23 protein-coding genes are annotated in these 23262 nt (G+C 36.2%); 21 read left to right on the forward strand and 2 right to left on the reverse strand.

Annotation, left to right across the window (positions count from 1 at the left end; all coding sequences use genetic code 11):
- Positions 1–2: 2 nt before the first annotated feature.
- Positions 3–527, forward strand: coding sequence for a 50S ribosomal protein L17 (gene rplQ / locus NZD88_RS10640; RefSeq protein ID WP_169236363.1), 525 nt, complete (start codon positions 3–5; stop codon positions 525–527).
- Between the two features lie 322 nt (positions 528–849).
- Positions 850–1572: an ankyrin repeat domain-containing protein gene (locus NZD88_RS10645; RefSeq protein WP_259829120.1), complete on the forward strand. Its 723-nt coding sequence runs from the start codon at positions 850–852 to the stop codon at positions 1570–1572.
- 55 nt (positions 1573–1627) lie between these two features.
- Here NZD88_RS10645 and NZD88_RS10650 read toward each other — a convergent pair whose 3' ends face one another.
- Positions 1628–2062: a hypothetical protein gene (locus tag NZD88_RS10650; protein ID WP_259829121.1), complete on the reverse strand. Its 435-nt coding sequence runs from the start codon at positions 2060–2062 to the stop codon at positions 1628–1630.
- 176 nt (positions 2063–2238) lie between these two features.
- Here NZD88_RS10650 and NZD88_RS10655 point away from each other — a divergent pair, with 176 nt between their 5' ends.
- The 7 genes from NZD88_RS10655 to NZD88_RS10685 all read left to right on the forward strand — a co-directional run bounded on the left by NZD88_RS10655 (position 2239) and on the right by NZD88_RS10685 (position 9842).
- Entirely contained in the window at positions 2239–2871 is a 633-nt protein-coding gene (locus NZD88_RS10655) for a response regulator (RefSeq protein ID WP_259829122.1), read from the forward strand.
- Between the two features lie 6 nt (positions 2872–2877).
- Entirely contained in the window at positions 2878–3777 is a 900-nt protein-coding gene (locus NZD88_RS10660) for a hypothetical protein (protein WP_259829123.1), read from the forward strand.
- 596 nt (positions 3778–4373) lie between these two features.
- Positions 4374–5159 carry a sensor histidine kinase gene (locus tag NZD88_RS10665; RefSeq protein WP_259829124.1) on the forward strand — a complete coding sequence of 262 codons (786 nt, stop codon included), beginning with the start codon at positions 4374–4376 and terminating at the stop codon, positions 5157–5159.
- A gap of 202 nt (positions 5160–5361) precedes the next feature.
- Positions 5362–5775 carry a hypothetical protein gene (locus NZD88_RS10670; protein WP_259829125.1) on the forward strand — a complete coding sequence of 138 codons (414 nt, stop codon included), beginning with the start codon at positions 5362–5364 and terminating at the stop codon, positions 5773–5775.
- A 7-nt stretch (positions 5776–5782) separates the two neighbouring features.
- Positions 5783–6991: a hypothetical protein gene (locus tag NZD88_RS10675; RefSeq protein WP_259829126.1), complete on the forward strand. Its 1209-nt coding sequence runs from the start codon at positions 5783–5785 to the stop codon at positions 6989–6991.
- Positions 6992–7180: 189 nt separating this feature from the next.
- Positions 7181–8473, forward strand: a complete 1293-nt coding sequence (gene eno / locus NZD88_RS10680) for a phosphopyruvate hydratase (RefSeq protein ID WP_259829127.1) — start codon at positions 7181–7183, stop codon at positions 8471–8473.
- Between the two features lie 82 nt (positions 8474–8555).
- On the forward strand, positions 8556–9842 hold the full coding sequence (locus NZD88_RS10685) for a citrate synthase (RefSeq protein WP_169236356.1): 1287 nt from the start codon (positions 8556–8558) through the stop codon (positions 9840–9842).
- A gap of 59 nt (positions 9843–9901) precedes the next feature.
- On the opposite strand, the gene NZD88_RS10690 is transcribed toward NZD88_RS10685, so the two are convergent.
- The gene (locus NZD88_RS10690) at positions 9902–10339 is read right to left on the reverse strand and encodes a hypothetical protein (RefSeq protein WP_259829128.1); all 438 of its coding nucleotides are present in this window, start codon (positions 10337–10339) and stop codon (positions 9902–9904) included.
- Between the two features lie 163 nt (positions 10340–10502).
- On the opposite strand from NZD88_RS10690, the gene NZD88_RS10695 reads away from it, so the two are divergent.
- The 12 genes from NZD88_RS10695 to NZD88_RS10750 all read left to right on the forward strand — a co-directional run bounded on the left by NZD88_RS10695 (position 10503) and on the right by NZD88_RS10750 (position 23252).
- Positions 10503–11564, forward strand: a complete 1062-nt coding sequence (locus NZD88_RS10695) for a helix-turn-helix domain-containing protein (RefSeq protein ID WP_259829129.1) — start codon at positions 10503–10505, stop codon at positions 11562–11564.
- Between the two features lie 79 nt (positions 11565–11643).
- Positions 11644–14004, forward strand: a complete 2361-nt coding sequence (locus tag NZD88_RS10700) for a TonB-dependent receptor (protein WP_259829130.1) — start codon at positions 11644–11646, stop codon at positions 14002–14004.
- A gap of 518 nt (positions 14005–14522) precedes the next feature.
- Positions 14523–15437, forward strand: coding sequence for a dimethylarginine dimethylaminohydrolase family protein (locus tag NZD88_RS10705; RefSeq protein WP_169236355.1), 915 nt, complete (start codon positions 14523–14525; stop codon positions 15435–15437).
- A gap of 73 nt (positions 15438–15510) precedes the next feature.
- Positions 15511–15918, forward strand: coding sequence for a four helix bundle protein (locus NZD88_RS10710; RefSeq protein WP_259829131.1), 408 nt, complete (start codon positions 15511–15513; stop codon positions 15916–15918).
- A 43-nt stretch (positions 15919–15961) separates the two neighbouring features.
- Entirely contained in the window at positions 15962–16885 is a 924-nt protein-coding gene (gene ctlX / locus NZD88_RS10715) for a citrulline utilization hydrolase CtlX (protein ID WP_259829132.1), read from the forward strand.
- Between the two features lie 21 nt (positions 16886–16906).
- Entirely contained in the window at positions 16907–17266 is a 360-nt protein-coding gene (locus tag NZD88_RS10720; RefSeq protein ID WP_259829133.1) for an S-adenosylmethionine decarboxylase family protein, read from the forward strand.
- A 3-nt stretch (positions 17267–17269) separates the two neighbouring features.
- The gene (locus tag NZD88_RS10725) at positions 17270–18733 is read left to right on the forward strand and encodes a DUF4178 domain-containing protein (RefSeq protein WP_259829134.1); all 1464 of its coding nucleotides are present in this window, start codon (positions 17270–17272) and stop codon (positions 18731–18733) included.
- A gap of 3 nt (positions 18734–18736) precedes the next feature.
- Positions 18737–18931 (forward strand): hypothetical protein, encoded by a 195-nt coding sequence (locus NZD88_RS10730; protein ID WP_259829135.1) that lies wholly within the window; start codon positions 18737–18739, stop codon positions 18929–18931.
- A gap of 12 nt (positions 18932–18943) precedes the next feature.
- Complete coding sequence (locus tag NZD88_RS10735; protein ID WP_111957131.1) at positions 18944–19159, forward strand: DUF350 domain-containing protein; 216 nt, start codon at positions 18944–18946, stop codon at positions 19157–19159.
- The gene (locus NZD88_RS10740; RefSeq protein ID WP_259829136.1) at positions 19152–20666 is read left to right on the forward strand and encodes a polyamine aminopropyltransferase; all 1515 of its coding nucleotides are present in this window, start codon (positions 19152–19154) and stop codon (positions 20664–20666) included. Before NZD88_RS10735 ends, NZD88_RS10740 begins: the two co-directional genes overlap by 8 nt.
- The gene (locus tag NZD88_RS10745; RefSeq protein ID WP_259829137.1) at positions 20641–22230 is read left to right on the forward strand and encodes an NAD(P)/FAD-dependent oxidoreductase; all 1590 of its coding nucleotides are present in this window, start codon (positions 20641–20643) and stop codon (positions 22228–22230) included. Before NZD88_RS10740 ends, NZD88_RS10745 begins: the two co-directional genes overlap by 26 nt.
- Complete coding sequence (locus NZD88_RS10750) at positions 22227–23252, forward strand: hypothetical protein (protein ID WP_259829138.1); 1026 nt, start codon at positions 22227–22229, stop codon at positions 23250–23252. Before NZD88_RS10745 ends, NZD88_RS10750 begins: the two co-directional genes overlap by 4 nt.
- The last annotated feature ends 10 nt before the right edge of the window (positions 23253–23262 follow it).

The raw sequence follows: 23262 nt of genomic DNA on the forward strand, positions 1-23262 counted from the left end.
TAATGAGACACGGTAAAAAATTCAATCACTTAGGAAGAACAGCTTCTCATAGAAGTGCTTTACTTTCTAATATGGCTTGTTCTCTAATTGAGCATAAAAGAATCAACACTACTGTAGCTAAAGCTAAAGCTTTAAGAGTATATGTTGAACCTCTATTAACAAAGGCAAAAGAAGATACTACACACAATAGAAGAATTGTTTTTTCATATCTTCAAAATAAAGAAGCAGTTACTGAACTTTTCAGATCAGTAGCTCCTAAAATCGCGGAAAGAAACGGCGGGTATACAAGAATCATCAAGACTGGTTTCAGACAAGGTGATGCTGCTGACATGGCTCTTATCGAGCTAGTTGATTTCAACGAACTTTATAATCCTAATGCTGAAGAGAAAAAGACTACTAGAAGAAGTAGAAGAGCTACAACTGCTAAAAAAGAAGCTGTAGTTGCTGATGCTCCAAAAGTAGAGGAAAAAGTTGAAGAGCCTAAGGCAGAAACAACAGATTCTACAGAGGACAAAACTGCAGAATAATATATTCTCAGATATACATAGAAAACCATCCAGAATCTGGATGGTTTTTTTTTGTTTTCTACTTAAATAGTAACTTAGTGAAATATTATTTTTATTAATAAAAATAATGATAGTTTTGGGGTAATTATAAAACACATATAAAAATAAACACAAATTACATGGAAAAAAAATCGTCCTTTATGCATTCGTATTAAGCTTATATGCATGCCAGTCAATACCAAACTCTAAAAAATCGACTCAGTCAAAAATAGGAGAAGAAGCAATACCCAAGATTGAAGATGCTTCTTTTACACAAGTTAAAGTATCTCCCCTCAATAGAGAAATGCTGGATGCCGCAGCACAGGGTAATTTAAAACAATTGGAAGAGGCCGTAAAGAAAGGCGCAGATGTTAATATAAGGGGAAATGGTTATGCTACGGCATTGATGAATGCATCGTTATCAAATCATTCTGAAGTTGTTTCGTTTTTGCTTAAAAAGGGAGCACTGATTGATGCGCAGGATGAAGCAGGTGAAGTGGCTTTAACAAGAGCTGTTTCTAGTCAGAATAATGAAATTCTTAATGTACTGCTTCAGGCAGGCGCCAATGTTAATGTAGAAAATAAAAAAGGAATAAGCCTTTTAGAATATGCTCTGTCAGATAGAAACTATCCGATTATCCTGAGTCTTTTAGATCACAAAGTAGATGTAAAATCAAAAGATGAAAGCACTTATATCTTGAAGCTTGCTGATTGGGGAACGGCGATTGGGGCTGCTGGTTTAAATGGGAATGAAATACACCCTTCCGATAAAGAAGAAATTAAGATTATGCAAAAGTTAATAGATATGGGCGTAAATGTTAATCAGCAAAATAAGAAAGGATGGAGCGCTTTAATGGTTAGTGCAGAATCAGCACCTATATCTATTGTTCAGTTTTTACTTGACAAAGGAGCAGACGTTAAATCAAAAGATCATTTGGGATGGAGAGCTTTAGATTGGGCCAAAAATGCAGGTCGCGAAGATGTTTATCAGTTGCTGTTAAAATATGATGGAAAAGGTGTAAAATAAAATTTACTCCGATATAAACAAAAACCGTCCAGGAATCCGGACGGTTTTTTTATGTTTAGATTTTCGTTCTTTTCAGCTCAATGACATTATTTCCCTGTTCAAGATGAAGGCTGTCTCCTTTTACCCTCGCAGTCATATCATCTTTCTTATAGATGATTTCGCCATTTTTTGTTTCCGTTTTAGGTAATGTGAAAGTCTTTTTGTTGCTGGTGATAGCAACATTACTTTCTTTAGGGTCATTTTTGAACACTACTTTTACCAATGTTCCGTCTGTAGCTTTATAAACAAAATCTGTTTTTTCGGTTTTCTGGCCGTTTACTTCAATAGTTGAAGAACTTTGAGTTACAGAATCAACTTTCCCGTTTTGGTCTGTGATTACAGTTTCAGAACTGTCTACCTTGATTACACTTTTGTTTCCGCTTTCACTTTTTTTGCAGCTTGTTAATAATAATGCCACAGCTGAAACTGCTATTAAAAGGCTTTTTCTCATGATATTTATTTTTTAATGGGTAGGGTTAATTGTTTTTCTATTGTAATAGAAATTTAACTAAATTTAATAGAAACAAAAAGCAAACCAATAACCCTGAACTCAAGTCCCAAAATTACACAAAAGTGTAATTGATTCTGCCTTGTTTTCTTACGAAATTTGTCTTAAACAAAAAAACAATGAGCATTTCCATCGCCATAGTAGAAGACGAAAAGAACTACAACAATGCGTTGAAGAAAGTCATCAATTACCAGGATGACATGAAAGTCGTTGCCCAGTTCTTTGATGGGAATGATGCCCTTAAGAATCTGTCTTCTTTTTCTCCGGATGTAGTCATGATGGATATTCAGCTGCAGGACATGCTGGGTATTGAAATTATTGAAAAACTTAGAAAAGAAATGGCTAATACACAGTTTATCATGTGTACCAGTTTCGAAGATGATGAAAAGATCTTTAATTCCTTAAAAGCCGGTGCTATGGGCTATCTCATCAAAGGGGAAAGTATGGATAAGATTCTTTCTTCTATCAGAGATGTATACAATGGCGGGGCGCCGATGAGCCTGTCTATCGCCCGCCGAGTGTTGGGCCACTTCGAAAGAAAACTTTCGGAAAATAAAGATTTCGACGAACTCACTGAGCGCGAAAAGGAAATTCTGGAACTTCTTTCACAAGGGCTTCTCTATAAAGAAATAGCCGATCAAAAGTTCATCAGCATTGATACCGTAAAAAAACACGTAGGAAACATCTACCGAAAGCTGCATGTCAGTAATAAGGTGGAAGCCATTAATAAATTTAACCATTTTAAAAACTAAGAGATTATGGGAACAAACATTGAATTAGACGCAATTTTAGGGAGAATCTCCCAACTTGTTCATTATCATGAGATAAATGAAAGTGAGCTGAATGTGATAAAAGAGTTTTGTGATAAAATGATTGAAGAACTGGGTTTTATTGAGAGATCAGAAGCATTTGATTTCAGTGATTTTAAAATTAGCAGACAAGAAGACGTAAGTGCTGATTATACTGTGAGAATCCTTAAAAGTGATACCTGTCCTGATAACAGTATGTCTGACTCTGGTGAGGTTGATTCTGCAGTTATATTAAATTGGAGGGATAGATATACAAGTTTATATGGTATGGAGCGAAAATATTTACCATCAATTGAAATTGCGAAAGAAGTCGCCCAAGATCTTTTTCATGATAGCACTACTAATAAGACAAAAATCTATTTAGGTGAGGATAGTACTTTGGGATTGGTATTCTTAACCATGAATGAGAATGAAGATACATATCATCTTATAAGTAACACTCCCAGAAAAAAATGTTTATCACGACTAGAATTTGAAGAATACCGGACAAGATATGACTTAGGCCTAAAGGCATTACTTGATAAATATATTGTCCATGAAACTCAAGATCCTAATGCCAAAAATACTAGAAGATTTATTTTGGGAAGAAAAATGTATGAAAATTTTATTAATGCTTGTGGGGGGACTGCAAATTCTGTTATTGCTTTTTATCCTGTTATTTATCTTCATAATGATTATTTACAATATCCGGATGATAACAATCAATGTATTAAAGTTAAGCATATTCATAGATTGACATTTTTGATGACTTCAGAACACCATACTGAGGAAGGTAGAACACCATTTGAAAAAGAATCTGTTTATGATAGAAATGGTCTTTGTCCTCCTCCGGATAATTCAAATTGCTAAATGAACTTTTTAGACTATCTGTACTATGTAATTATAGTAATATGTTTTATTGTTTCCATTGGTTTTAGAAATCTATGGAAACAATTTTTTTGGCTTTATTTTGGAATTACAATTCTTGTTGAGTTGATGGTAACATTTAAAGTTGATTTTATTACTACACGGATTTATAATTATTTAGACTTATTTTGCATTTGTTATTTTGGATACCTTTATTTCAAAGAAATTGATCATAGTAAAACCATTAAATTTATTACTATCATTAGCTGTTTAGGAGGAATATTCTTTATTTTGATTTCTACTACAAACTATTCTATTATTACGGGATTTCTTTACTCCATTTTTTTAATTTTTATTTCTTTATTCTGGTTTTATATGAAAATATCAAATAAAAATAGAGAAGATAATATTTTGCATCTTGGCTTTTTTTGGTTTAGCAGTTCTTTATTACTTTGGGCCGTGTTCTATATTTTTAGAATGTTTCCTATGTACATTTTCGTTAAAACAGATATAGAATTTTCTTATATGCTGAAAATAACTTTCCAAATTATTACTGTTATTTCTTATTTTATTTTTGTTAAAGGTTTACTGTGTAAAAAATGAAAGAACTTCCATTTGAAATAAAATTTATATATGTTACTGCATTTATCCTAATATTGGTCTTTGCAGTATTTATAATTTTTGTTGTATTAATGTATAATAAAAAGCAGATTCTTTATCTGAAAGAAAAACAATTAAATATTGAACACCAAAACCAGCTCCTCCAAAAAGAACTCGAAAAGCAAAAGTCCATAGAACAAGAACGGGAACGAATCTCCCACGATATGCACGACGATCTCGGGGCAGGTATCTCAGCACTAAAGCTGCAAGCAGAATTTTTGAAACAGAAAGCCAAAGACGATAATCTTCAAAGTGATATAGACGAACTTCTTAAAACCTCAGAAGAAATGAACCTCTCTATGCGGGAAATGCTTTGGAGCCTGAACTCGGGAAACGATACACTCGGAAGCTTTATAGATTATGCCATTCAGTATGCAGATGGCTTTCTAAAAAGGACAAAAATCAAATTATGGTCGGAAAGTATAGATGTCATATCAGATACCCCCATTTCTACCGAACTGCGGCGGAATCTGTTTTTATGCTTAAAGGAAGCCATTAATAATGCTTATAAGCACAGCCACGCCGATTCATTGAAGCTCTCTTTCTCTCAGGAAAAAAATATTTTTTCTATGCGAATTTCAGATGACGGCTTGGGAATATTAGAAGGACATTCCGAAGGAAACGGTCTCCGGAATATGAAAAGAAGAATGCAGGAACAGAACGGAGAATGTCATATCTTAAAAGAAGGACCGGGAACTCACATCCTTTTTAGAACAACCATTTAGATAAAGTTTCTTTATATAATCAGCACCACTTACAAAGTGGTGCTGTTTTGTTGTTATAATCACCCTTTTGTGTAATTGACAGCTAGGCTTTTTAAATGGAACTTTGAATTATAAACTAAAAAAACTAATGACCATGAAAACTAAAAAAGATCAATCAGCAAAAATTAGTAATACTCAGGCCCAATTACTTAATTTGAAAATTATGGAACTACAGACAGGTAGTGTTTTATCTGCTGTAAAGGATAATGACAACAGATATGTTGCCGTTAAAAATTTAAGACTTCCAAATGATGAATCGTCGGTTACAGTTTCAATCTATTTTGGGGGTGAAGGACAGTTAGGAACTTCTACTTTTAAAGTGTTAAGAACCAGCCAACCAAGCAAATCTATTAATGTATCCACAGATAATATTTTAATTGGGACATGTAATGAACTCATCGGAAACGTCCTGAGTATAGAATCTATGATACAGGATATAAGCACAGAGAGCAATAAAACGATTCTGACTGTAAAGATTAGACAAGCCGGGAAAACTCTTTATGACGATACTCACACTTCTGAAGTTAAGAATGAAGGAGGAGTTTCATTTTATACACATCATATAACCTTTTACTAAAATCACCATGAAAACACTAAAATTGAGTTTTGTATTAATACTCCTGGTATTTTCTCATTTTTATTCTGGACAGGAAGAAAAAGGGATTGATTTGGACGTATTAAGAGCCCAGGCATCGCCAGGAGCCAACCTTTTGGGGATTGCTAATTCTGACATTGAAAAACCTACCGATCTGAAAAGCATCATGGTTTCCCTAAGAGAAGGGACGAGCAACTTTTCCAGTCTGCCAACCTCATTCGCGATTGACTTGGTTCCATTTAAATTGAATGGGAAATACCAGGATTTAAGAACCAACTCCAATTTTTCTACCACTTTTAAACAGACATTTGTGACTTCCCTTGCCTTTAAAGGGATAGCGGAAGATGAAGAACTGAATCTTGAAGAAAGATCAAGGCTGGGTTTTGGGATAAAGTTTTCCATTAAAAGAGGCGAATTTAGTGATGAGACCATAAAAGCATTGGATACGATTCATAAAGTCCATCAATTTTTAGAAAAGCAAAGAATTTCCGGTAGTGATGGCAGCGAAGAATTGGCAAAACTTGATAGAGCCAACGGATTACTTTTGAAGGAGAAAAGACTTTTGGAAGATGAGAATAAAGAAGATACCCAGGAATATAAGGAATTAGAGAAGGAGATCGAGGCAATTGGAGTCAAGATAGAGAATTATCATAAAAATAAAAAAGAAGAAGAGGCGAAAATACTGGAAATAACAAAAATAGCTCAAAATATAAAATTGGAACGCTACGGTTATTTTCTCGATATATCAATGGGAACAGTTTTAGATTTTAGAAATAATAAATTTAATAATACACAAATAACAAAAGTAGGAGCTTGGCTTACCGGTGGATATAATTGGAAAAACCATCCTTCAACATTAATTTTCATGGCCAGATACTTATATAATCCAGATTCACCTTTAGCAAATCCCGAGCTGAAAAAAGAAAACCTGAGTACTTTAGATGTAGGGTCCAGGCTTGTTCTCAAATTGGCCAACGAAAGATTTCTTATGAGCGGAGAATGTATATACAGAAGTATTTTAAATAAATCTGATTATCAATCATCCTGGAAATACGTTCTTAATTTTGAATATGAGGTCGCCAAAAATCAAAGACTTACCTTTTCGTTTGGAAGAAATTTTGAGGGTGAATATGAGAAAAAAGGAAATCTTATCGTTGCATTGAATTTATTGGTCGGATTAGGTAAATTTAAATTATAAGATAGGCCCATAATTAATTATATTTCTAGATTCTCCAAATTATAAAAAACTTTGGAGAATTTTTGAATTATTACCAAATATTAAAGCCTACTTTTTTCATCAGGTTAGTTTTTTCATTAAATTTGTAATAAGTATAATTATTAATAATAAACAACTTGAAGCTTTGCGGACGGTTTAAAACTAAACAATATGAGTGCAATTTCTTTCATAGAAGCGAGACAAATTTTGGATTCCAGAGGTAATCCTACCATTGAAGTAGATGTATTTACAGAAAGCGGAGCCATGGGACGTGCTGCGGTACCTTCAGGAGCATCTACAGGTGAACACGAAGCAGTGGAATTACGTGACGGTGGTTCAATTTATATGGGGAAAGGAGTCCTGAAAGCTGTTGAAAACGTAAAAGAAGTAATTGCAGAAAACTTAATCGGACAGCCGGTTTTTGAGCAGAACTTTATCGACCAGATCATGATTGATCTAGACGGAACTGCCAACAAAGGAAACCTTGGGGCCAATGCAATTTTAGGAGTTTCTTTAGCTGTCGCAAAAGCAGCAGCAGCTGAACTAAGAATACCGTTATATAAATATGTAGGAGGAGTAAATGCCAACACACTTCCTGTTCCTATGATGAATGTCATCAACGGAGGATCTCACTCTGATGCGCCTATCGCATTCCAGGAATTTATGGTAATGCCTGTAAAAGCAGAATCTTTCTCTGATGCATTGAGAAAAGGAACTGAGATTTTTCATCACCTGAAGTCTATTCTTCATTCAAGAGGTCTTTCTACAGCTGTAGGAGACGAAGGAGGTTTTGCACCTACTTTCAAAGGAACTGAAGACGCTTTGGATACATTGCTTCAGGCAATTGAAAAAGCGGGTTATAAGCCAGGTGACGATGTCATGTTGGCGCTTGACTGTGCCGCTTCAGAATTCTACAAAGACGGAATTTACGATTACAGAAAATTCCAGACTCCGGATGCCGCTCAGTTCTCCAGCAGCGAGCAGGTTTCTTACCTTGCTGAATTAGCAGCTAAATACCCAATCATCTCTATCGAAGACGGTATGCAGGAAAATGACTGGGAAGGATGGAAAATGCTTACCGATAAGATCGGAGACAGAGTGCAGCTTGTGGGTGACGATTTATTCGTAACGAATGTAGAAAGATTATCAAGAGGAGTAAAAGAAGGTATTGCCAACTCTATCCTTGTAAAAGTAAACCAGATCGGTTCTCTTTCTGAAACAATGGATGCCGTACAGATGGCTCAGAATAACAAATTCACTTCAGTAATGTCTCACAGATCAGGAGAAACTGAAGATTCTACCATCGCTGACTTAGCAGTAGCTATGAACTGCGGACAGATCAAAACAGGATCTGCTTCAAGATCAGACAGAATGGCGAAGTACAACCAGTTGTTGAGAATTGAAGAAGCATTAGGCGATACTGCAATTTTCCCAGGATTAGAAGCATTTAAAATTAAAAGATAATTGAATTTATAAATGACGGCAAGCGATATTTTTTGTTTGCCGTATTTTATGGAAAGTAGTATATTTAAAAAAAAATAAATAAATGTCAGACAACAAAGTAATATTGAATTACGACGGTAATTCATATGAATATCCAATCGTGGATAGTACTATCGGAGACAGAGGAATTGATATTTCAAAATTAAGAGACCAGACAGGTTTGATCACTCTGGATTTAGGTTACAAAAATACCGGAGCTACTCTTAGCGACATCACTTACTTAGACGGAGATAAAGGAGAATTATTCTATAGAGGGTATCCAATCGAGCAGATTGCTGAGAAATCTAACTTTACAGAAGTAATGTACCTTTTATTAAATGGTGAATTACCTAATCAGGATCAGTTCAGTTCTTTCAACAACAATATTAAAAAATATAACTTCATAGCAGAGGAGATGAAAAAAATCATCGATGCTTTCCCTCGTTCTGCACACCCTATGGGAGTTTTATCTTCTTTAACTTCCGCTTTGACAGCTTTTAATCCTAAAGCCGTTAACGTAAACTCTAAAGAAGAAATGGACCACGCTGCAGAATTGATGATTGCTAAATTCTCTCACCTTTGCGCATGGACCTACAGAAAAACGCAGGGTCTTCCACTTAACCACGGAGACAACAACCTGAACTATGTAGAAAACTTCTACAAAATGGCATTCAGATTACCAAACGAGGATTTCGAAGTAAACCCGGTAATTGTAGATGCTCTTGATAAATTATTAATCCTTCACGCTGACCACGAGCAAAACTGTTCTACTTCTACAGTAAGAATGGTAGGTTCTGCTCATACAGGTCTTTTCGCTTCTATTTCTGCGGGTGTTTCTGCACTTTGGGGCCCTCTTCACGGAGGTGCTAACCAGGCTGTGATCGAAATGCTGGAATTGATCGAAAAAGATGGTGGAGACGTTAATAAATGGGTAGCAAAAGCTAAAGATAAAAATGATAACTTCCGTCTAATGGGCTTTGGACACAGAGTATACAAAAACTTTGACCCAAGAGCGAAGATCATTAAAAAAGCAGCTGATGATATCCTTAGCGCATTAGGTATTCAGGATAAAGCGCTTGATATTGCAATGCAGTTGGAAAAAGTAGCTCTTGAAGACGAATACTTCGTAGAAAGAAAGCTATATCCAAACGTAGATTTCTATTCAGGTATCATCTACAGAGCGTTAGGAATTCCTACAGAAATGTTCACTGTAATGTTTGCATTAGGAAGACTACCGGGATGGATTTCTCAGTGGAAAGAAATGAGAATGAAAGGAGATCCTATCGGAAGACCAAGACAGGTTTACCAAGGTGCTCAACAAAGAGATTACATCGATATTACAAACAGATAATTCCTGTTTTTATCATAATCAAAATCCCAAAGCAAGCTTTGGGATTTTTTATTTTACGCTTAAATTTCTTTACTGATATCTATTAAAGTTTTCACCCCATAAATCATAATCATCGCTGCTTTACCCGTTTCTACAAAATAGTCTAATCTTTCACCAGTAACAAGTTCAACTTCACCTAAAGAATATGGATCCGTTTTACTTTTGAATTCTCCATACCATTTGTTTTTAGCATTAATCAGGCTTCCAGATTCTATATTTCCTTTATTGTTTGTTAATAGCTTTCTCGTTGTTAAAATACTGTAATGGTAAGGATCAATTAAGGTTGAACAAATAATCAATTCTTCTTCCGCAAAATCTATCGGGAAGTTTTGGAATAGTAATTTAGGATGGGAATCTGAATCATAAAATTGAGTCCACCTGAAATCATAAGGTTTCATTGCCTTTCTTTTTATCGAAGCAATACAGATATTGTAAAGAGATTGATCTGATTTTTTCATTAATTTAAGAATAGTCTAAAGTCCCAAAAAGTAAAGGTGAATCTTTTTATTGTATAATATCAAATCTAACACGATAATTTTATTAAATTTACCTTCATAAGTTGATCACTCTCAATAGATTTTGGCTAACAGCTAAATATCGAAAAAATAAAAAACAATTATCATGACTTTCGGACAGCAGATGTTATTTTTCTTCAGTGCGGTGGGAGCCTTTAATGGGTTGCTGCTGGGAATCTATCTCCTGTGTGTCAAAAAACTAAAATACATTCCGGATTTCTTTTTAGGTCTGATTTTATTGACTTTAAGTAGCAGAGTCGGAATTTCGGTTTTTATGTATTTCTATCCGGACTTGCCGAGGATTATTCCCCATCTGGGAATGTCTGCGCTATTTTTTACCGGACCTGCTTTGTATTACTATATCAGATCGTCCTTCCTGCAGGAAAAATTTGATTTAAAACAATGCAGAACATCTTTTGGAGCTCTGACACTGGTCCTCGGGGTGGTTGGGCTTCTGTATTTATTCTTTCCGGTTACCTGGGACCAATATTTCGGAACCTTTATTTACATAGTTTGGTCAATATTTGTCTTGCTTTCCGTATATCAGTATTATATTTTTTCAAAGCATACCGTAAGAAATTCCAATCAATTTATTCTTCCGGTACTTATCAGCAATGCAATCATTTTCCTGGCCTATCAGTTAATTTCTACAGGATGGGTACAGATCTACTGCGCTGGCGGAAGTCTCGTGTTCTCATTTGTATTGTATGCTAATTTTTTAATTCTGTTCAGTAAAAAGAATGAACATACTGCTGTAAAAGACATTCCCAAATACACCAATAAAAAGATTTCGGGGGATCTCGCCGAAAGTTTTGTGTCAAAACTTGAAAGACTTATGGATTCCGAAGAATTATACAAAAATCCAAATCTTAAATTAGGAGATCTTTCCGCTAGAATGAATATGTCTGCCCATCAGCTTTCCCAATTGCTGAATGATAATCTTGAGAAAAGTTTTGCAACTTATATCAATGAATACAGAATTGGTGAAGCTTGTCAAAAAATAGAAAATGGTTCCTTTCTGAAAATTGAAGAGATCGGTTACGAAGTTGGGTTTAATTCGAAGTCTACTTTCTTTTCTACCTTCAAAAAAATTAAAAATACAACACCTCTTTTATACAAGCAGTCTCAAACCCCTTCTGAGGTGAGGTTCCAGAGTTCAGAATTATAATTTCGTACTGCGGAATTTAAACTTCAAAACCCGGTTTTTCGAATAGCCAGCTACTTTTGGTCTCATAAAATTTAAATTTATGAATATCAAATTATGGGTTTTACTGCTCTTATTTCTTGGCTATTTCGGAAAAGCTCAGGAAACTGTAAAAGGAAAAGTACAGGATTCCGAAACAAAGAATGTCATTTCTCAGGCTGAAGTTTCAGTGCTCAATAAATCTGACCGGCAACTGATTCAAAAAGTTTTGAGTGATTCTTCAGGGCTTTTTCAGCTTACCAATATTTCGGTAAACACTTATATTCTGATTCGTAAAGATGGGTATCGAACCAGAGAATTGGATAAGACAGAAGATTTTTCTTTGATTGAGTTGGAACCCGCTACCGAAAATATTTCAGAAGTAGTGATCCGTTCAACAGCAAGAAGTATAAAACTCAATGACGGAAATATCGTGATGAGTGTTTCCGGAAATAAAGACTTTAAAACATCTGCCAATCTTCTGGAAGTTCTGAGAAAGACACCAGGAGTTTCCATAGACCAGGAAGGCGGTATTTTTATGGGGGGAAGAATTACACCGGCAATATTTATTGATGGAAAACCTGTCGCTATGAGCAGTCAGGAACTACAGTCCTATCTTCGTTCGCTGCCGCCGGAAATGGTTGAATCTATTGAAGTAAATGCCAATCCCTCTTCAAAATATGATGCAGAATTTAAAGGAATTATCGATATCAGACTAAAAAGAAACGGAAACCTCGGCTGGAAAGGAAATTACAGCGGAAATACATACGTCAACAAGTACAGCTACCGGGAAAACTCTTTAAACCTGTCTTATAATACGGAAAAAATAGCCTACAGTCTCCAGTCAGGTTATAATAACGGGATTTCCACCTACCGTTATAATGCGTTGCAAAAGCTTGCGAATACCAACGTTATGCGGACCAATACCTATCAGGAAGATGAAGGAAATGTGTACAGTATCCAGACAGGTGCAGATTTTAGACTGAACGATAAAAGTAGAGTAGGCATTAGCGTAAGAGGAAATTTCAGAACGAGTGACCGGATTCGCTCAGGTTCCCTTTATACAACAAATAATGATGAATCGCTGCTGATTTTTAATACCGAAAGTGAAAATCCTACAGACTATTCCCAGAAAAATTATGGACTGAACACTGATTATTCATTTCAAAACAAAGGCTTTAAACTCAACTTTTTAGGAAATTATCTCTCCGTTAAAAATAAGCAGAAAGATGATTTTATCAATAGAGATAAACCAACAACTGAACTATTGTCTTACTGGAAATCTGATCTGCTGAATAAAATCGATATCCAGACCGTTCAGATTGATGTTTCGCAAAAGATAGGTAATGCAGATATCGAAGCCGGAATAAAATACAGCCATTCCATCACTCATAATAATATCAGATATGATACACTGTCTGTCAATGACCGTTTTGTCTTTGATCCTGAACGAAGCAATATGTTTTCTTACCAGGAAAAAATTTGGGCAGGCTACGTATCGTACAGGCAGAAGTTGGGAAAGCTTCAGATAAATGGAGGGCTCAGATTCGAAAATACAGCAAGTATTTCTGATGCTGTTACCAGGGATTCTGTGGTATCAAGAAATTATCTGGAATGGTTGCCGTCTTTCAGCACAGTCTATACATTTAATAAATCTAATGAATTGTCACTGTCATACAGTAGGAAGATGACAAGACCTGTATTTTCGCAGCTCAATCCGTTCCGTGTTTATTTCAGCCCTTTGAATTACTGGATTGGAAATCCGTATTTGCAGCCTTCTTTTACGAGTCAGATCAAACTTACCTATCGCTATAAAAACTGGGTGACAAGCTTTACCGCAGGTAAAGAAAAAGATGTAATGACCCGCTATCCTCTGTACAATCCCAAAACCAATGTACTGGAATATCTGGGAACCAATCTTCCTTACCGGAAATTTGCCTCTTTGGAAACTAGTTTTCCGATGAAAGTGACCAGATGGTGGAACATCAACAGTCAGATTACAGGGTATTACAACGACGAATTCAGACCCTATCTCGATGAGGTCTTTGCACTAAAAGTCTATAATTATGAAATAAGGATCAATCAGGTTTTTTCATTGCCAAAGGGATATACCATTAATCTCTTTGCGAATTATGAATCCAAAACCGGAAACAGTCTGTACATTATAAAGCCAAGATATACAGTGGATCTGTCTGTGCAGAAATCATGGTTTAATAATACCCTGAATACAAAAATCGGTTACAACAATATTTTTGATTCCTACAACCAGCAGCTGGAATTCAGGCATAAACAGATCATGGATAACCGTTTAACCCATTGGTGGGACAGCAGCCGTCTTGTTGTTTCGGTAGGGTACAGTTTTGGAAGTTCAAAATATCAGGCTAAAGAACTTCAGAAGACAGAAGAAGAAAACAGGACCAGATAACAAAAGAAAACCTGCTTGTTACAAGCAGGTTTGTTAATTTGATTATGGACAAACACAGTTGCCGCACGTCCAAATCGTACATTTTCCGTTCTCATCCCATTCACAGCAGTATCTAGGTCTGTTTATACCTCCTCCTGTGATTAATTTTTGCTCGTTTCTTCCTAATTTTTGTGCATTTTTCAGCACTGGATTTTTCTTGTTCATGACTTTGATTTTTTGGTGTTAATAGTTAAGTTTTAAAAATATAATTCCATTGAAATTATATCACTAAGATAGGAAATTATTTAATATGATTTGCTATTTTATGCTTCTTATGTAGATGAAAAATAGTCAGTTGTAGACGTTTTGTAGTGAAAATATAATGTGAATATGGATTAGAATATGAAATTTAAACACAAAATATATTTGTATTGCTTGAAAACTTAAGCAGTAATAAAATCAAATTTGATGCATAAAACAAATCAAAAGTTTTCCAGATAGAGACCTTTACTTATATTTGTAGTATTGCATAAATCTTTATGAGACTAAACATTAAAAACGAAACGGGCAGGCTGAAATCCGTAGTTTTAGGCCAGCCTAATTCAATGGGAGCTGTTCCCACACTAGAGGAGAGCTATGACGCCAAGTCATATTACTCCATCGAAAACAATATGTATCCTAAAGAAGAGGATATCATCAACGAAATGAATGCTTTTGAAGCAGTCCTTAAGAAATATGATGTAGAGGTACTTCGCCCAAGTATTATCAAAGATTACAATCAGGTTTTTTCAAGAGATGTGGCTTTTGTGATCGACGATAAAATGATCATCTCAAACGTGATCGCAGACAGAGCCGACGAACAGGAAGCCTATAAAAAAGTTTTTGAGAAAGTAGCCTGGAGAAAAATTATCAATCTTCCGGAAACAGCACATATCGAAGGTGGAGATGTGATTGTATGGGATGATTTCCTTTTTATAGGAACGTGCTTCAGCGAAGATTACAGAAACTATAAAACAGCGAGAACCAACGAGTACGCGATTGAAATTCTAAAAGAATATTTTCCGAAGAAAAGAATCATCGATCTGGAATTAAAGAAAAATGATAAAATTCCGTTCGAAGGGATTCTGCATTTGGATTGTACATTCAATCCGGTAGGGAAAGATAAGTGCCTTATTTATAAAAATGGATTTGTAGATGAAAGCGATTACCGCCTGATCATCGATATTTTTGGAGAAGAAAACTGTTTCCATCTCAATGATGAAGAAATGTTTGAAATGTTCCCGAATATTTTCTCTATTTCTCCGGACGTTGTGGTATCAGACAAAACATTCACAAGAATGAACAACCATTTGAGAAACGAGTGGGGAATGACCGTAGAAGAAATTCCTTACCGGGAAATCTCTAAAATGGGTGGTCTTTTACGTTGCTCTACAATGCCTTTGGTGAGAGAGTAAGAGCGTTGTAGAGTATTAGGGTAGGAGTGTGGGAGTGTTTTGTTTTACATTTAATTAAAATAAATTTATAAATATGCCGACAGTCAAGTTTCATCAGGAATTAAAAGTTTTTCAAAAATCTTTTGAAACTGCTATGCATATTTATGAGCTCTCAAAATCTTTTCCTAAAGAAGAACTCTATTCTCTTACAGACCAAATCAGAAGATCCTCCAGATCAGTATCAGCTAATATCAGTGAAGCTTGGGGGAAAAGAAGATACCAAAAATCTTTTATAGCCAAATTAACTGATTCTGAAGGTGAAGCAAGAGAAACCCAGACATGGCTCAAGTTTGCTCTTGCTTGTAATTATATTAATGAAGAGGAATTTAATAATCTAAATAATCAATATGACCAAATAATAGGAATGTTGGTCAATATGATAAATCAGTCGGAAATGTGGTGTACATTTTCTCCGGAAAATACTCCTGACAAAGCTCCATAAACACTAAAACTCTCTGACTCTCAAACTCAAAAACTCAGACAAAATGCAAACAACAGACACAGTATTAATGATAGAGCCGATCGCATTCGGCTACAACGCTGAAACAGCGAAAAATAATTATTTTCAGGTTGAACAGAAAGGTTCTGATATTCAAGCTAAAGCTTTGGCAGAATTCAATAGTTTTGTTGGGAAACTGAGAAGCAAAGGCGTGAATGTGATCACCATAAAAGATACATTGGATCCTCATACTCCGGATTCTATTTTCCCCAATAACTGGGTAAGTTTCCATAAAGACGGAAAGGTCGTATTATACCCGATGTTCGCTTCGAACAGAAGAGTGGAAAGAAGAGAGGATATTATTGAGAGTATCGAAAATCAGGGATATGAAGTTGCAGAAATTGATGATTGGTCATTTTCTGAAACTCAGGGCCATTTCCTGGAAGGCACCGGAAGTATGATCTTTGACCACGATAGCAAGATTGCTTATGGTTCTGTTTCTTTAAGACTTGACGAAAATTTATTCAGAGAATTCTGCGAAAAATATGGCTTTACGCCCATCGTTTTCCATTCTTACCAGACCGTAGGAACAGAAAGACTTCCTATCTACCACACCAACGTTATGATGTGTGTGGCAGACCAATTTGTCGTGATTTGTTTAGACTGTATTGATGATGAACTGGAAAGAGAGAAGGTTATTGAAACCATCAAAAACTCCGGAAAAGAGATCATCGAAATTTCAGAAGAGCAGATGCAGCAGTTTGCGGGGAATATGCTTCAGGTTCAGAATAAAGACGGACAAAAGTACCTGGTGATGAGCCAGACTGCGTACCAGTCTTTGACCTCTGATCAGGTATCAGCCATTGAAAAATATTGTGAGATCATTTACTCAGATCTAAATACGATTGAAGTGAATGGAGGAGGAAGCGCAAGATGCATGCTTGCTGAGGTTTTCCTTCCTAAAAAATAATATATTTACGAAAAAAAATAATTGAAACCATTATCAAGCAAAGGTCTGCATATTCTTCTGACTTTGGAAACACAGTCAGAAGATTTGTTATTAGACTGCAGCCGCTTTTTGAAATATACAGAATCCATTTTAGAAACCAAAGAAGTGGAAATTGTTGGAATTACAGAGCATGTCTTTGACAACCAGAGTTTCACCGCTGCTGTGTGCCTTAAAGAATCCCATCTCTGTATCCATACCTGGCCGGAGTTTAAACAGCTTACATTTGATGTTTTTCTGTGCAACTATACCCAGGATAATACCCAGAAAGTAGAGCAGATCGCAGATGAAATTGTTCAGTATTTCAATGCTGATGTCATTCAAAAACACAAAATTCACCGTTAAAAAATGTATTACGTTTGTCCTGTTTGCGAAAAAAATAATGAGCTGGCAATAGATTTTTCTGTTGAAGAATACATCTGCAGTTCATGTTCTTCCCTTATCGGAATAGAAAAAAATGCTTCCCGGAAAATCATTAAAAAGCCTGTAGAAAATGTAGTGCTGGAAGTCGGACAGAAGGGAATGATCTATGGGACAGAATACTGTGTGATTAATATTATTGTTAAAAAATATGGCGAAAATATTTTCTGGAGGGAATATACACTGAAAGATCCGTCCGGAAATAATGTATACTTAAGCGAAAGTGACGGACATTGGGTACTTCTCCACCTACTGGACTCTGCATTTAAAGACTTCAAGCATTATGCAGAAACTGCTGACGGTCGGAAGTATAGATGGTACGAAACCACACCCTGCAGTATTCATTCCGCAGCTGGTTTTTTTGAAGATAAAATAGATTTTAAACTTGCCAAATACAAAGAGTACGTAAATGGCACCGAGATGATCTCAAGGGAAGAAAGTGGAAATTCTGTACAGTTTTTTAAGGGAAATCATATCTCAAAATACACCATCAAAAAAGCTTTCGGCTTAAAAGAACTTCCCGATTATTCAGGGATAGGAATTGTGGAGCCTTTTTTCTTTGATGTAAAGCAAGGGATCAACATTATCGGAGTTTCCGCCCTACTGATCTGCCTGATCCAGCTGTATGTGGTGATGTCAAGAACCAATCAGACCCTTTTTGAACAGGAAATCAAATTTGCTGATTTAAATGAAAAAGAGCTGGTAAGCAAAAGTTTCAGCCTTTCGGGAGCTTCTGCTCCGTTAAAAGTGAATGCCTACTCTGATGTAGACAACTCCTGGGCAAATGTAGGTATAAGCCTTGTCAATGAAAAGACCAATGAAATAGCTTATACCTCTAAAGATATAGAAAGATATTCCGGCTATGAAGACGGAGAAAGCTGGAGCGAAGGAAGCCAAAGTGAAGAATTTAATTTTTGCGGTGTAGCGCCCGGAAACTATCATTTCCTGATTTCTGCAGAAAAAGAAGGAGGTGCGGCAGATCCTTTCAAATTAGGCTATCAGCTGCAGAATGGAGATTTTTCAGTGATTAAAAATGACCTGGGAAATTTCTATATGCGGAATAACAAAGATGAAAATGTCGCAGTTTATTACGAGCAGGAAAAACTTAAAAATGAAATCAGCATGATGGTTAATCTGGCAGAAAAACCGCTGGAAATTAAAAAACTGGACTCTGTCCTTACCAATATGAGCCTGGAAACCGGCTACCCGGAAAAATATGAAAGAAACAGCTCTGTAAAGATCAAGGCAGCATGGCAACCGGTATCATTTTGGAATTTCGCTATTATAATCATTTTGTCACTAACCTTCATAGCAGTCAGCTTCGTGGGAAGACGCATTTTTGAACTCAATAAATGGAAAAACAGTTCCAATTCACCTTATCCTACCCATTAAGCCATGGACAAAATAACCCACTACATCAGGACCAATTGGATGCTGTTACTTATCGGAGGCTTTTTTCTGAGCTGGTTTGTTTATCTTACTTTTACAGGAAATAAGTTCTGCGACTGCGCCAAAACAGAAATCTACCGGGACGGAACCACCAGAAATCACTCCACAGGAAGAGGATTTTACAGATACTACCACAAATAAAAAATATAAACTATGGATAATATTAATCTACTGCCGATATTCAACTCTGTATTGTATTCAATTTTAGGAATAGCCATTCTTTTGGTTTGCTATTTCATTATCGAAAAACTGACCCCTGAAAAAACATGGCATGAGATCTCACAAAATAAAAATATAGCGTTAGCGATTGTTTTCGGAGCATTTATCATAGGAATTTCAATGATCATAAGCGCCGCGATTCATGGATAAGAAGAGGATTCCTCTTGAGCTGCTTTTAATGTTCTCGGTTTTTGTCATTGCAACGTGCGGGCTCATCTATGAGCTGGTGGCAGGGGCATTGGCAAGCTATCTTTTGGGAGATTCTGTCAAACAGTTTTCCTTCATCATTGGCGTTTATCTGTTTTCAATGGGGGTAGGATCATATTTTGCCAAATTTATCAAAGGAAATCTCATCGATAAATTTGTAGAGATTGAAATCCTTGTGGGAATTGTCGGTGGGGTAAGTTCAGTCGTTTTATTTATCCTGTTTAATACGCTGGCCCATTTTGAGGCAGTACTTTACCTTTTTGTTTTCTTTACCGGATGTCTGGTCGGGGTAGAAATTCCGCTCTTGATGAATATCCTTAAAGACAGAATCGGGTTTAAAGATTTAGTCTCAAACGTTTTTGCCTTTGATTATATTGGAGCATTACTGGCCTCAATACTGTTTCCTCTCGTGCTTATTCCGAATCTGGGAATTGTAAAAACACCTTTGTTTTTTGGATTGATTAATGTTTCTATCGCTATATTCTTATGTTTTTATATTAAAAAAGAACTTTCAAAACCGCTTTCTTTAAAGATAAAATCAATCGGGGCTTTTACATTTCTTCTTACCCTTTTTATCTTTTCAGATAAGATTTTGTCGTATTCAGAAGAAAAACTCTACGGTGAAAATGTGGTCTATACCAAAAGCTCGCCCTACCAGAGAATTGTTCTCACGAGAAATAACCACGAATTCCGGCTGTATCTGAATAATAACCTTCAGTTTTCCTCTACAGATGAATACCGTTATCATGAAGCGTTGGTACATCCGGCAATGTCTATGGCAAAAAATATTGAGAATATCCTGATCTTAGGTGGTGGGGATGGCTTTGCTGCACGTGAAGTACTGAAATATAAAGAAGTAAAAAATATTACCCTTGTTGACCTGGACGGAGAAATGACCAATTTCTTCAAAACCAATGAAACCATGCGTACCTTAAATCATAGTTCTTTATCTGATTCCAAGGTCAAAATCATCAACAAAGATGCGTACGTCTGGGTCAAAGATAACAAACAGAAGTTCAATGTGATCATTATCGATTTTCCTGATCCTTCCAATTACAGTTTGGGAAAACTCTATTCATTGCAGTTTTACAAAGAACTCGAAAGACTGGCCGGTTCCGATACTAAAATTGTTGTCCAGACCACATCTCCCTATTTTGCTCCGAAATCTTTCTGGTGTATAGAAAAAACAATCAGTCAGATATTTCCTTTTACTTCAGCATACCATACTTATGTACCGTCATTCGGAGAATGGGGGTTTTCAATGGCTTCATTTGAACCTGTAAACAATAGGATCTACAGAAAGATTCCCAATTTAAAATATTACGATTATAATTTTCCCCAGCTTTCTTATTTCAGCAAAGATATGAAAGTGAATGATGTAGAAGTTAACCGTCTGGATAACCAGATATTAGTCCGTTATTTCGATGAAGAGTGGGGGAAAGTACAGTAGGAAAGATTTTCTTACAACGGTTTTTCTGGGCAGCCTTATGCTTCCTTTTCTGCAATACTGCGGAAAGAAAGGAAAGTCTCTGATGCTTAAAATTACCGGAACCAATCATGTCCTGGGACACAAACTGTGGGCAAAAGATTTTCCAAAATTTTCAGAAGAAATCCATACAAAGTATCTCATTGTCGGAGGTGGAATCTCCGGGCTTTCTGCATGCAGGTTTTTAAGTCAGAATAATCAAAATGATTATCTTCTGCTTGAAATGGAGAATAAGTTAGGCGGAAATTCTTCAAACGGACAGAATCAATTTTCAAAATTCCCTTTGGGTGCACATTATCTGCCCCTTCCAAATAAAGAAAATACTGAACTCATTGATTTTTTACGGGACTGTGGAATCTACCAGAGGAATGACGAAAACGGAGAACCTGTTCTAGATGAATATCAGATGACTTTTCCACAGCAGGAAAGACTGTTTTACAAAAATGTATGGCAGAATGATATCGTTCCGCAGAAAGGAACTGATGCAGAAGTACTGAAAGAATTTGACCGTTTCTTTAAAGCAATGGATGATTTCCGCCAGAAAAAAGATGCTCATGGAAAATACTGGTTTGCTATTCCCGTCCATGACTCAAGCACAGAAAATGATGCTGTAAAGCTAGAAAAGATCATTTTTAAAGACTGGCTGAAAGAACATCATTATTCATCGGAAGAATTGCTTTGGCTGCTGGATTACTCCTGCAGAGACGATTACGGATTGGGAATTGATTTTGTTTCTGCATGGGCAGGAATCCATTATTTTGCAGGAAGAAAAAATAACTGGAGCCGAAAGTATAAAGATCAGGTCTTTACATGGCCGGAGGGAAATGCAAGGTTGGCCCAACATCTCTCAAAATTTACGGACGGAAAACATAAGTCCGGTCATTTGGTTTTTGAAGTTAATATAAATGATAAAGTTGAGGTTTTAAGTTTTGATAACCTTACCAAAAAGACAGTGAAAATTACTGCTGAAAAAGTTCTGTTTACAGGTCCTCAGTTTGTTGCCGAGAGAATTTTTAGCAGTAAAAAAGCAGCATCATTCAATTATGTTCCCTGGCTCCTGACCACCATTACGTTAAAGAATGAGTTTGGAGGTGATGAGGAACTGGCTTGGGATAATGTCATCTACGGTTCTGCCGGACTGGGCTATATTTTTGACCAACATCAGAACGTTGAGCAGATCATTGGAGAGAAAGTGATCACCTATTATAGGAGTTTTTCCAGCAACGACTGTAAAAAAGCAAGACGCAAGCTGTATTCCATGAAAGAAAGTGAACTTAAAACTTTAGTTTTAGATGATTTAAAGAAGGCACATCCGCTGATAGAAGATTTTATTTTAGAAATGGATTTTCATAAAATAGGACATGCTATGATAGCTCCGGTTCCGGGCCAGATTTTTGGTGAAGAAACCCAAAAGGCAAAAGAACCCATTGACGGGAAAATTTTCTTTGCCCATACAGATCTTTCAGGAATTTCTATTTTTGAAGAAGCTTTTTATCAGGGACTAAGAATAGCACAGCAGATGATATGAAACAGCCTTGGATACATAATGCAAAAACAGACTGGTGGTTTATTTTATCTCCGCCTTTCCTGATCCTGCTCGTTATTTTTCTTTTTCAGAAACAGATTCAGGGGCTTGAAAACAATCATTCCTTTTACACATGGCTTTTTCTTATTGTTTTTGTAGATGTAGCGCATGTTTATTCCACTTTATTCAAAACCTATTTCGTAAAGGGGGAAGTGAAGAAGAGGAAACTTCTGTATTGGGGAATTCCTGTCCTGAGCTGGCTTTTGGGGGTCGCCCTGTTTCAGTTCGGCAGCTTGGTGTTTTGGTCAGGTCTTGCGTTGGCAGCCGTTTTTCATTTTATCCGTCAACAGTACGGTTTTATGAGAATTTATGCCCGTTTTGAACCTAATAACTGGAGCAAAAGAATAGATGAGGTCGCCATTTATTCTGCTACAGTTTATCCTATGTTGTATTGGTTTAAGACCCCACGTGCTTTTACATGGTTTGTAGAAAATGAATTTGACTGGCTTAAAAATTTACCGGATTATACGGGACCCATTACTATAATTTACGCTGTCATATTGATGACCTGGATTTTAAAAACGGTTTTTGAAGTCTTTAAAACTGGAAATTTCAATATTCCGAAAATCGTTCTGATAGCGGGAACCTATCTTTCATGGTACTTTGGAATCGTCTATTTCAACAATGATCTGGTCTTTACTTTTCTGAACGTCATTTCGCATGGGATTCCATATATTGCATTGGTCTACATCCGGGAAATCCGGCAGAAAGAAAACCATCAGCTGGACAGGCTTTCTGTTTTTAAATCGGCCCTCGGAATATTTCTGTTTATCGGAGTGATCCTGGGATTTGCATTCTTCGAAGAATTTTTATGGGAAGTACTGGTCTGGAATGAACATTTTTCGTTGGATCTCCATGTTTCGGAAAATATCCTTCAGTTTTTGATTCCCCTGCTGGTTGTTCCTCAGTTGTCTCATTATCTCCTTGACGGTTTTATTTGGAGGAAACCAAAAAAAGTTAACTAAATTTGTTTTT

This window comes from Chryseobacterium pyrolae (assembly GCF_025153485.1).
Classification (GTDB): Bacteria; Bacteroidota; Bacteroidia; order Flavobacteriales; family Weeksellaceae; genus Chryseobacterium; species Chryseobacterium antibioticum.

Bases quoted from the DNA above. Each gene is read 5' to 3' on its own strand.
- NZD88_RS10700 (WP_259829130.1), top strand. From the start codon at position 11,644: ATGAATATCAAATTATGGGTTTTACTGCTCTTATTTCTTGGCTATTTC.
- NZD88_RS10750 (WP_259829138.1), top strand. From the start codon at position 22,227: ATGAAACAGCCTTGGATACATAATGCAAAAACAGACTGGTGGTTTATT.
- NZD88_RS10645 (WP_259829120.1), top strand. From the start codon at position 850: ATGCTGGATGCCGCAGCACAGGGTAATTTAAAACAATTGGAAGAGGCC.
- NZD88_RS10710 (WP_259829131.1), top strand. From the start codon at position 15,511: ATGCCGACAGTCAAGTTTCATCAGGAATTAAAAGTTTTTCAAAAATCT.
- NZD88_RS10725 (WP_259829134.1), top strand. From the start codon at position 17,270: ATGTATTACGTTTGTCCTGTTTGCGAAAAAAATAATGAGCTGGCAATA.
- NZD88_RS10745 (WP_259829137.1), top strand. From the start codon at position 20,641: ATGAAGAGTGGGGGAAAGTACAGTAGGAAAGATTTTCTTACAACGGTT.
- ctlX (WP_259829132.1), top strand. From the start codon at position 15,962: ATGCAAACAACAGACACAGTATTAATGATAGAGCCGATCGCATTCGGC.
- NZD88_RS10735 (WP_111957131.1), top strand. From the start codon at position 18,944: ATGGATAATATTAATCTACTGCCGATATTCAACTCTGTATTGTATTCA.
- NZD88_RS10670 (WP_259829125.1), top strand. From the start codon at position 5,362: ATGGAACTACAGACAGGTAGTGTTTTATCTGCTGTAAAGGATAATGAC.
- NZD88_RS10695 (WP_259829129.1), top strand. From the start codon at position 10,503: ATGACTTTCGGACAGCAGATGTTATTTTTCTTCAGTGCGGTGGGAGCC.
- eno (WP_259829127.1), top strand. From the start codon at position 7,181: ATGAGTGCAATTTCTTTCATAGAAGCGAGACAAATTTTGGATTCCAGA.
- NZD88_RS10665 (WP_259829124.1), top strand. From the start codon at position 4,374: ATGAAAGAACTTCCATTTGAAATAAAATTTATATATGTTACTGCATTT.
- NZD88_RS10685 (WP_169236356.1), top strand. From the start codon at position 8,556: ATGTCAGACAACAAAGTAATATTGAATTACGACGGTAATTCATATGAA.
- NZD88_RS10740 (WP_259829136.1), top strand. From the start codon at position 19,152: ATGGATAAGAAGAGGATTCCTCTTGAGCTGCTTTTAATGTTCTCGGTT.
- NZD88_RS10705 (WP_169236355.1), top strand. From the start codon at position 14,523: ATGAGACTAAACATTAAAAACGAAACGGGCAGGCTGAAATCCGTAGTT.
- rplQ (WP_169236363.1), top strand. From the start codon at position 3: ATGAGACACGGTAAAAAATTCAATCACTTAGGAAGAACAGCTTCTCAT.
- NZD88_RS10655 (WP_259829122.1), top strand. From the start codon at position 2,239: ATGAGCATTTCCATCGCCATAGTAGAAGACGAAAAGAACTACAACAAT.
- NZD88_RS10675 (WP_259829126.1), top strand. From the start codon at position 5,783: ATGAAAACACTAAAATTGAGTTTTGTATTAATACTCCTGGTATTTTCT.
- NZD88_RS10730 (WP_259829135.1), top strand. From the start codon at position 18,737: ATGGACAAAATAACCCACTACATCAGGACCAATTGGATGCTGTTACTT.
- NZD88_RS10660 (WP_259829123.1), top strand. From the start codon at position 2,878: ATGGGAACAAACATTGAATTAGACGCAATTTTAGGGAGAATCTCCCAA.
- NZD88_RS10690 (WP_259829128.1), bottom strand. From the start codon at position 10,339: ATGAAAAAATCAGATCAATCTCTTTACAATATCTGTATTGCTTCGATA.
- NZD88_RS10650 (WP_259829121.1), bottom strand. From the start codon at position 2,062: ATGAGAAAAAGCCTTTTAATAGCAGTTTCAGCTGTGGCATTATTATTA.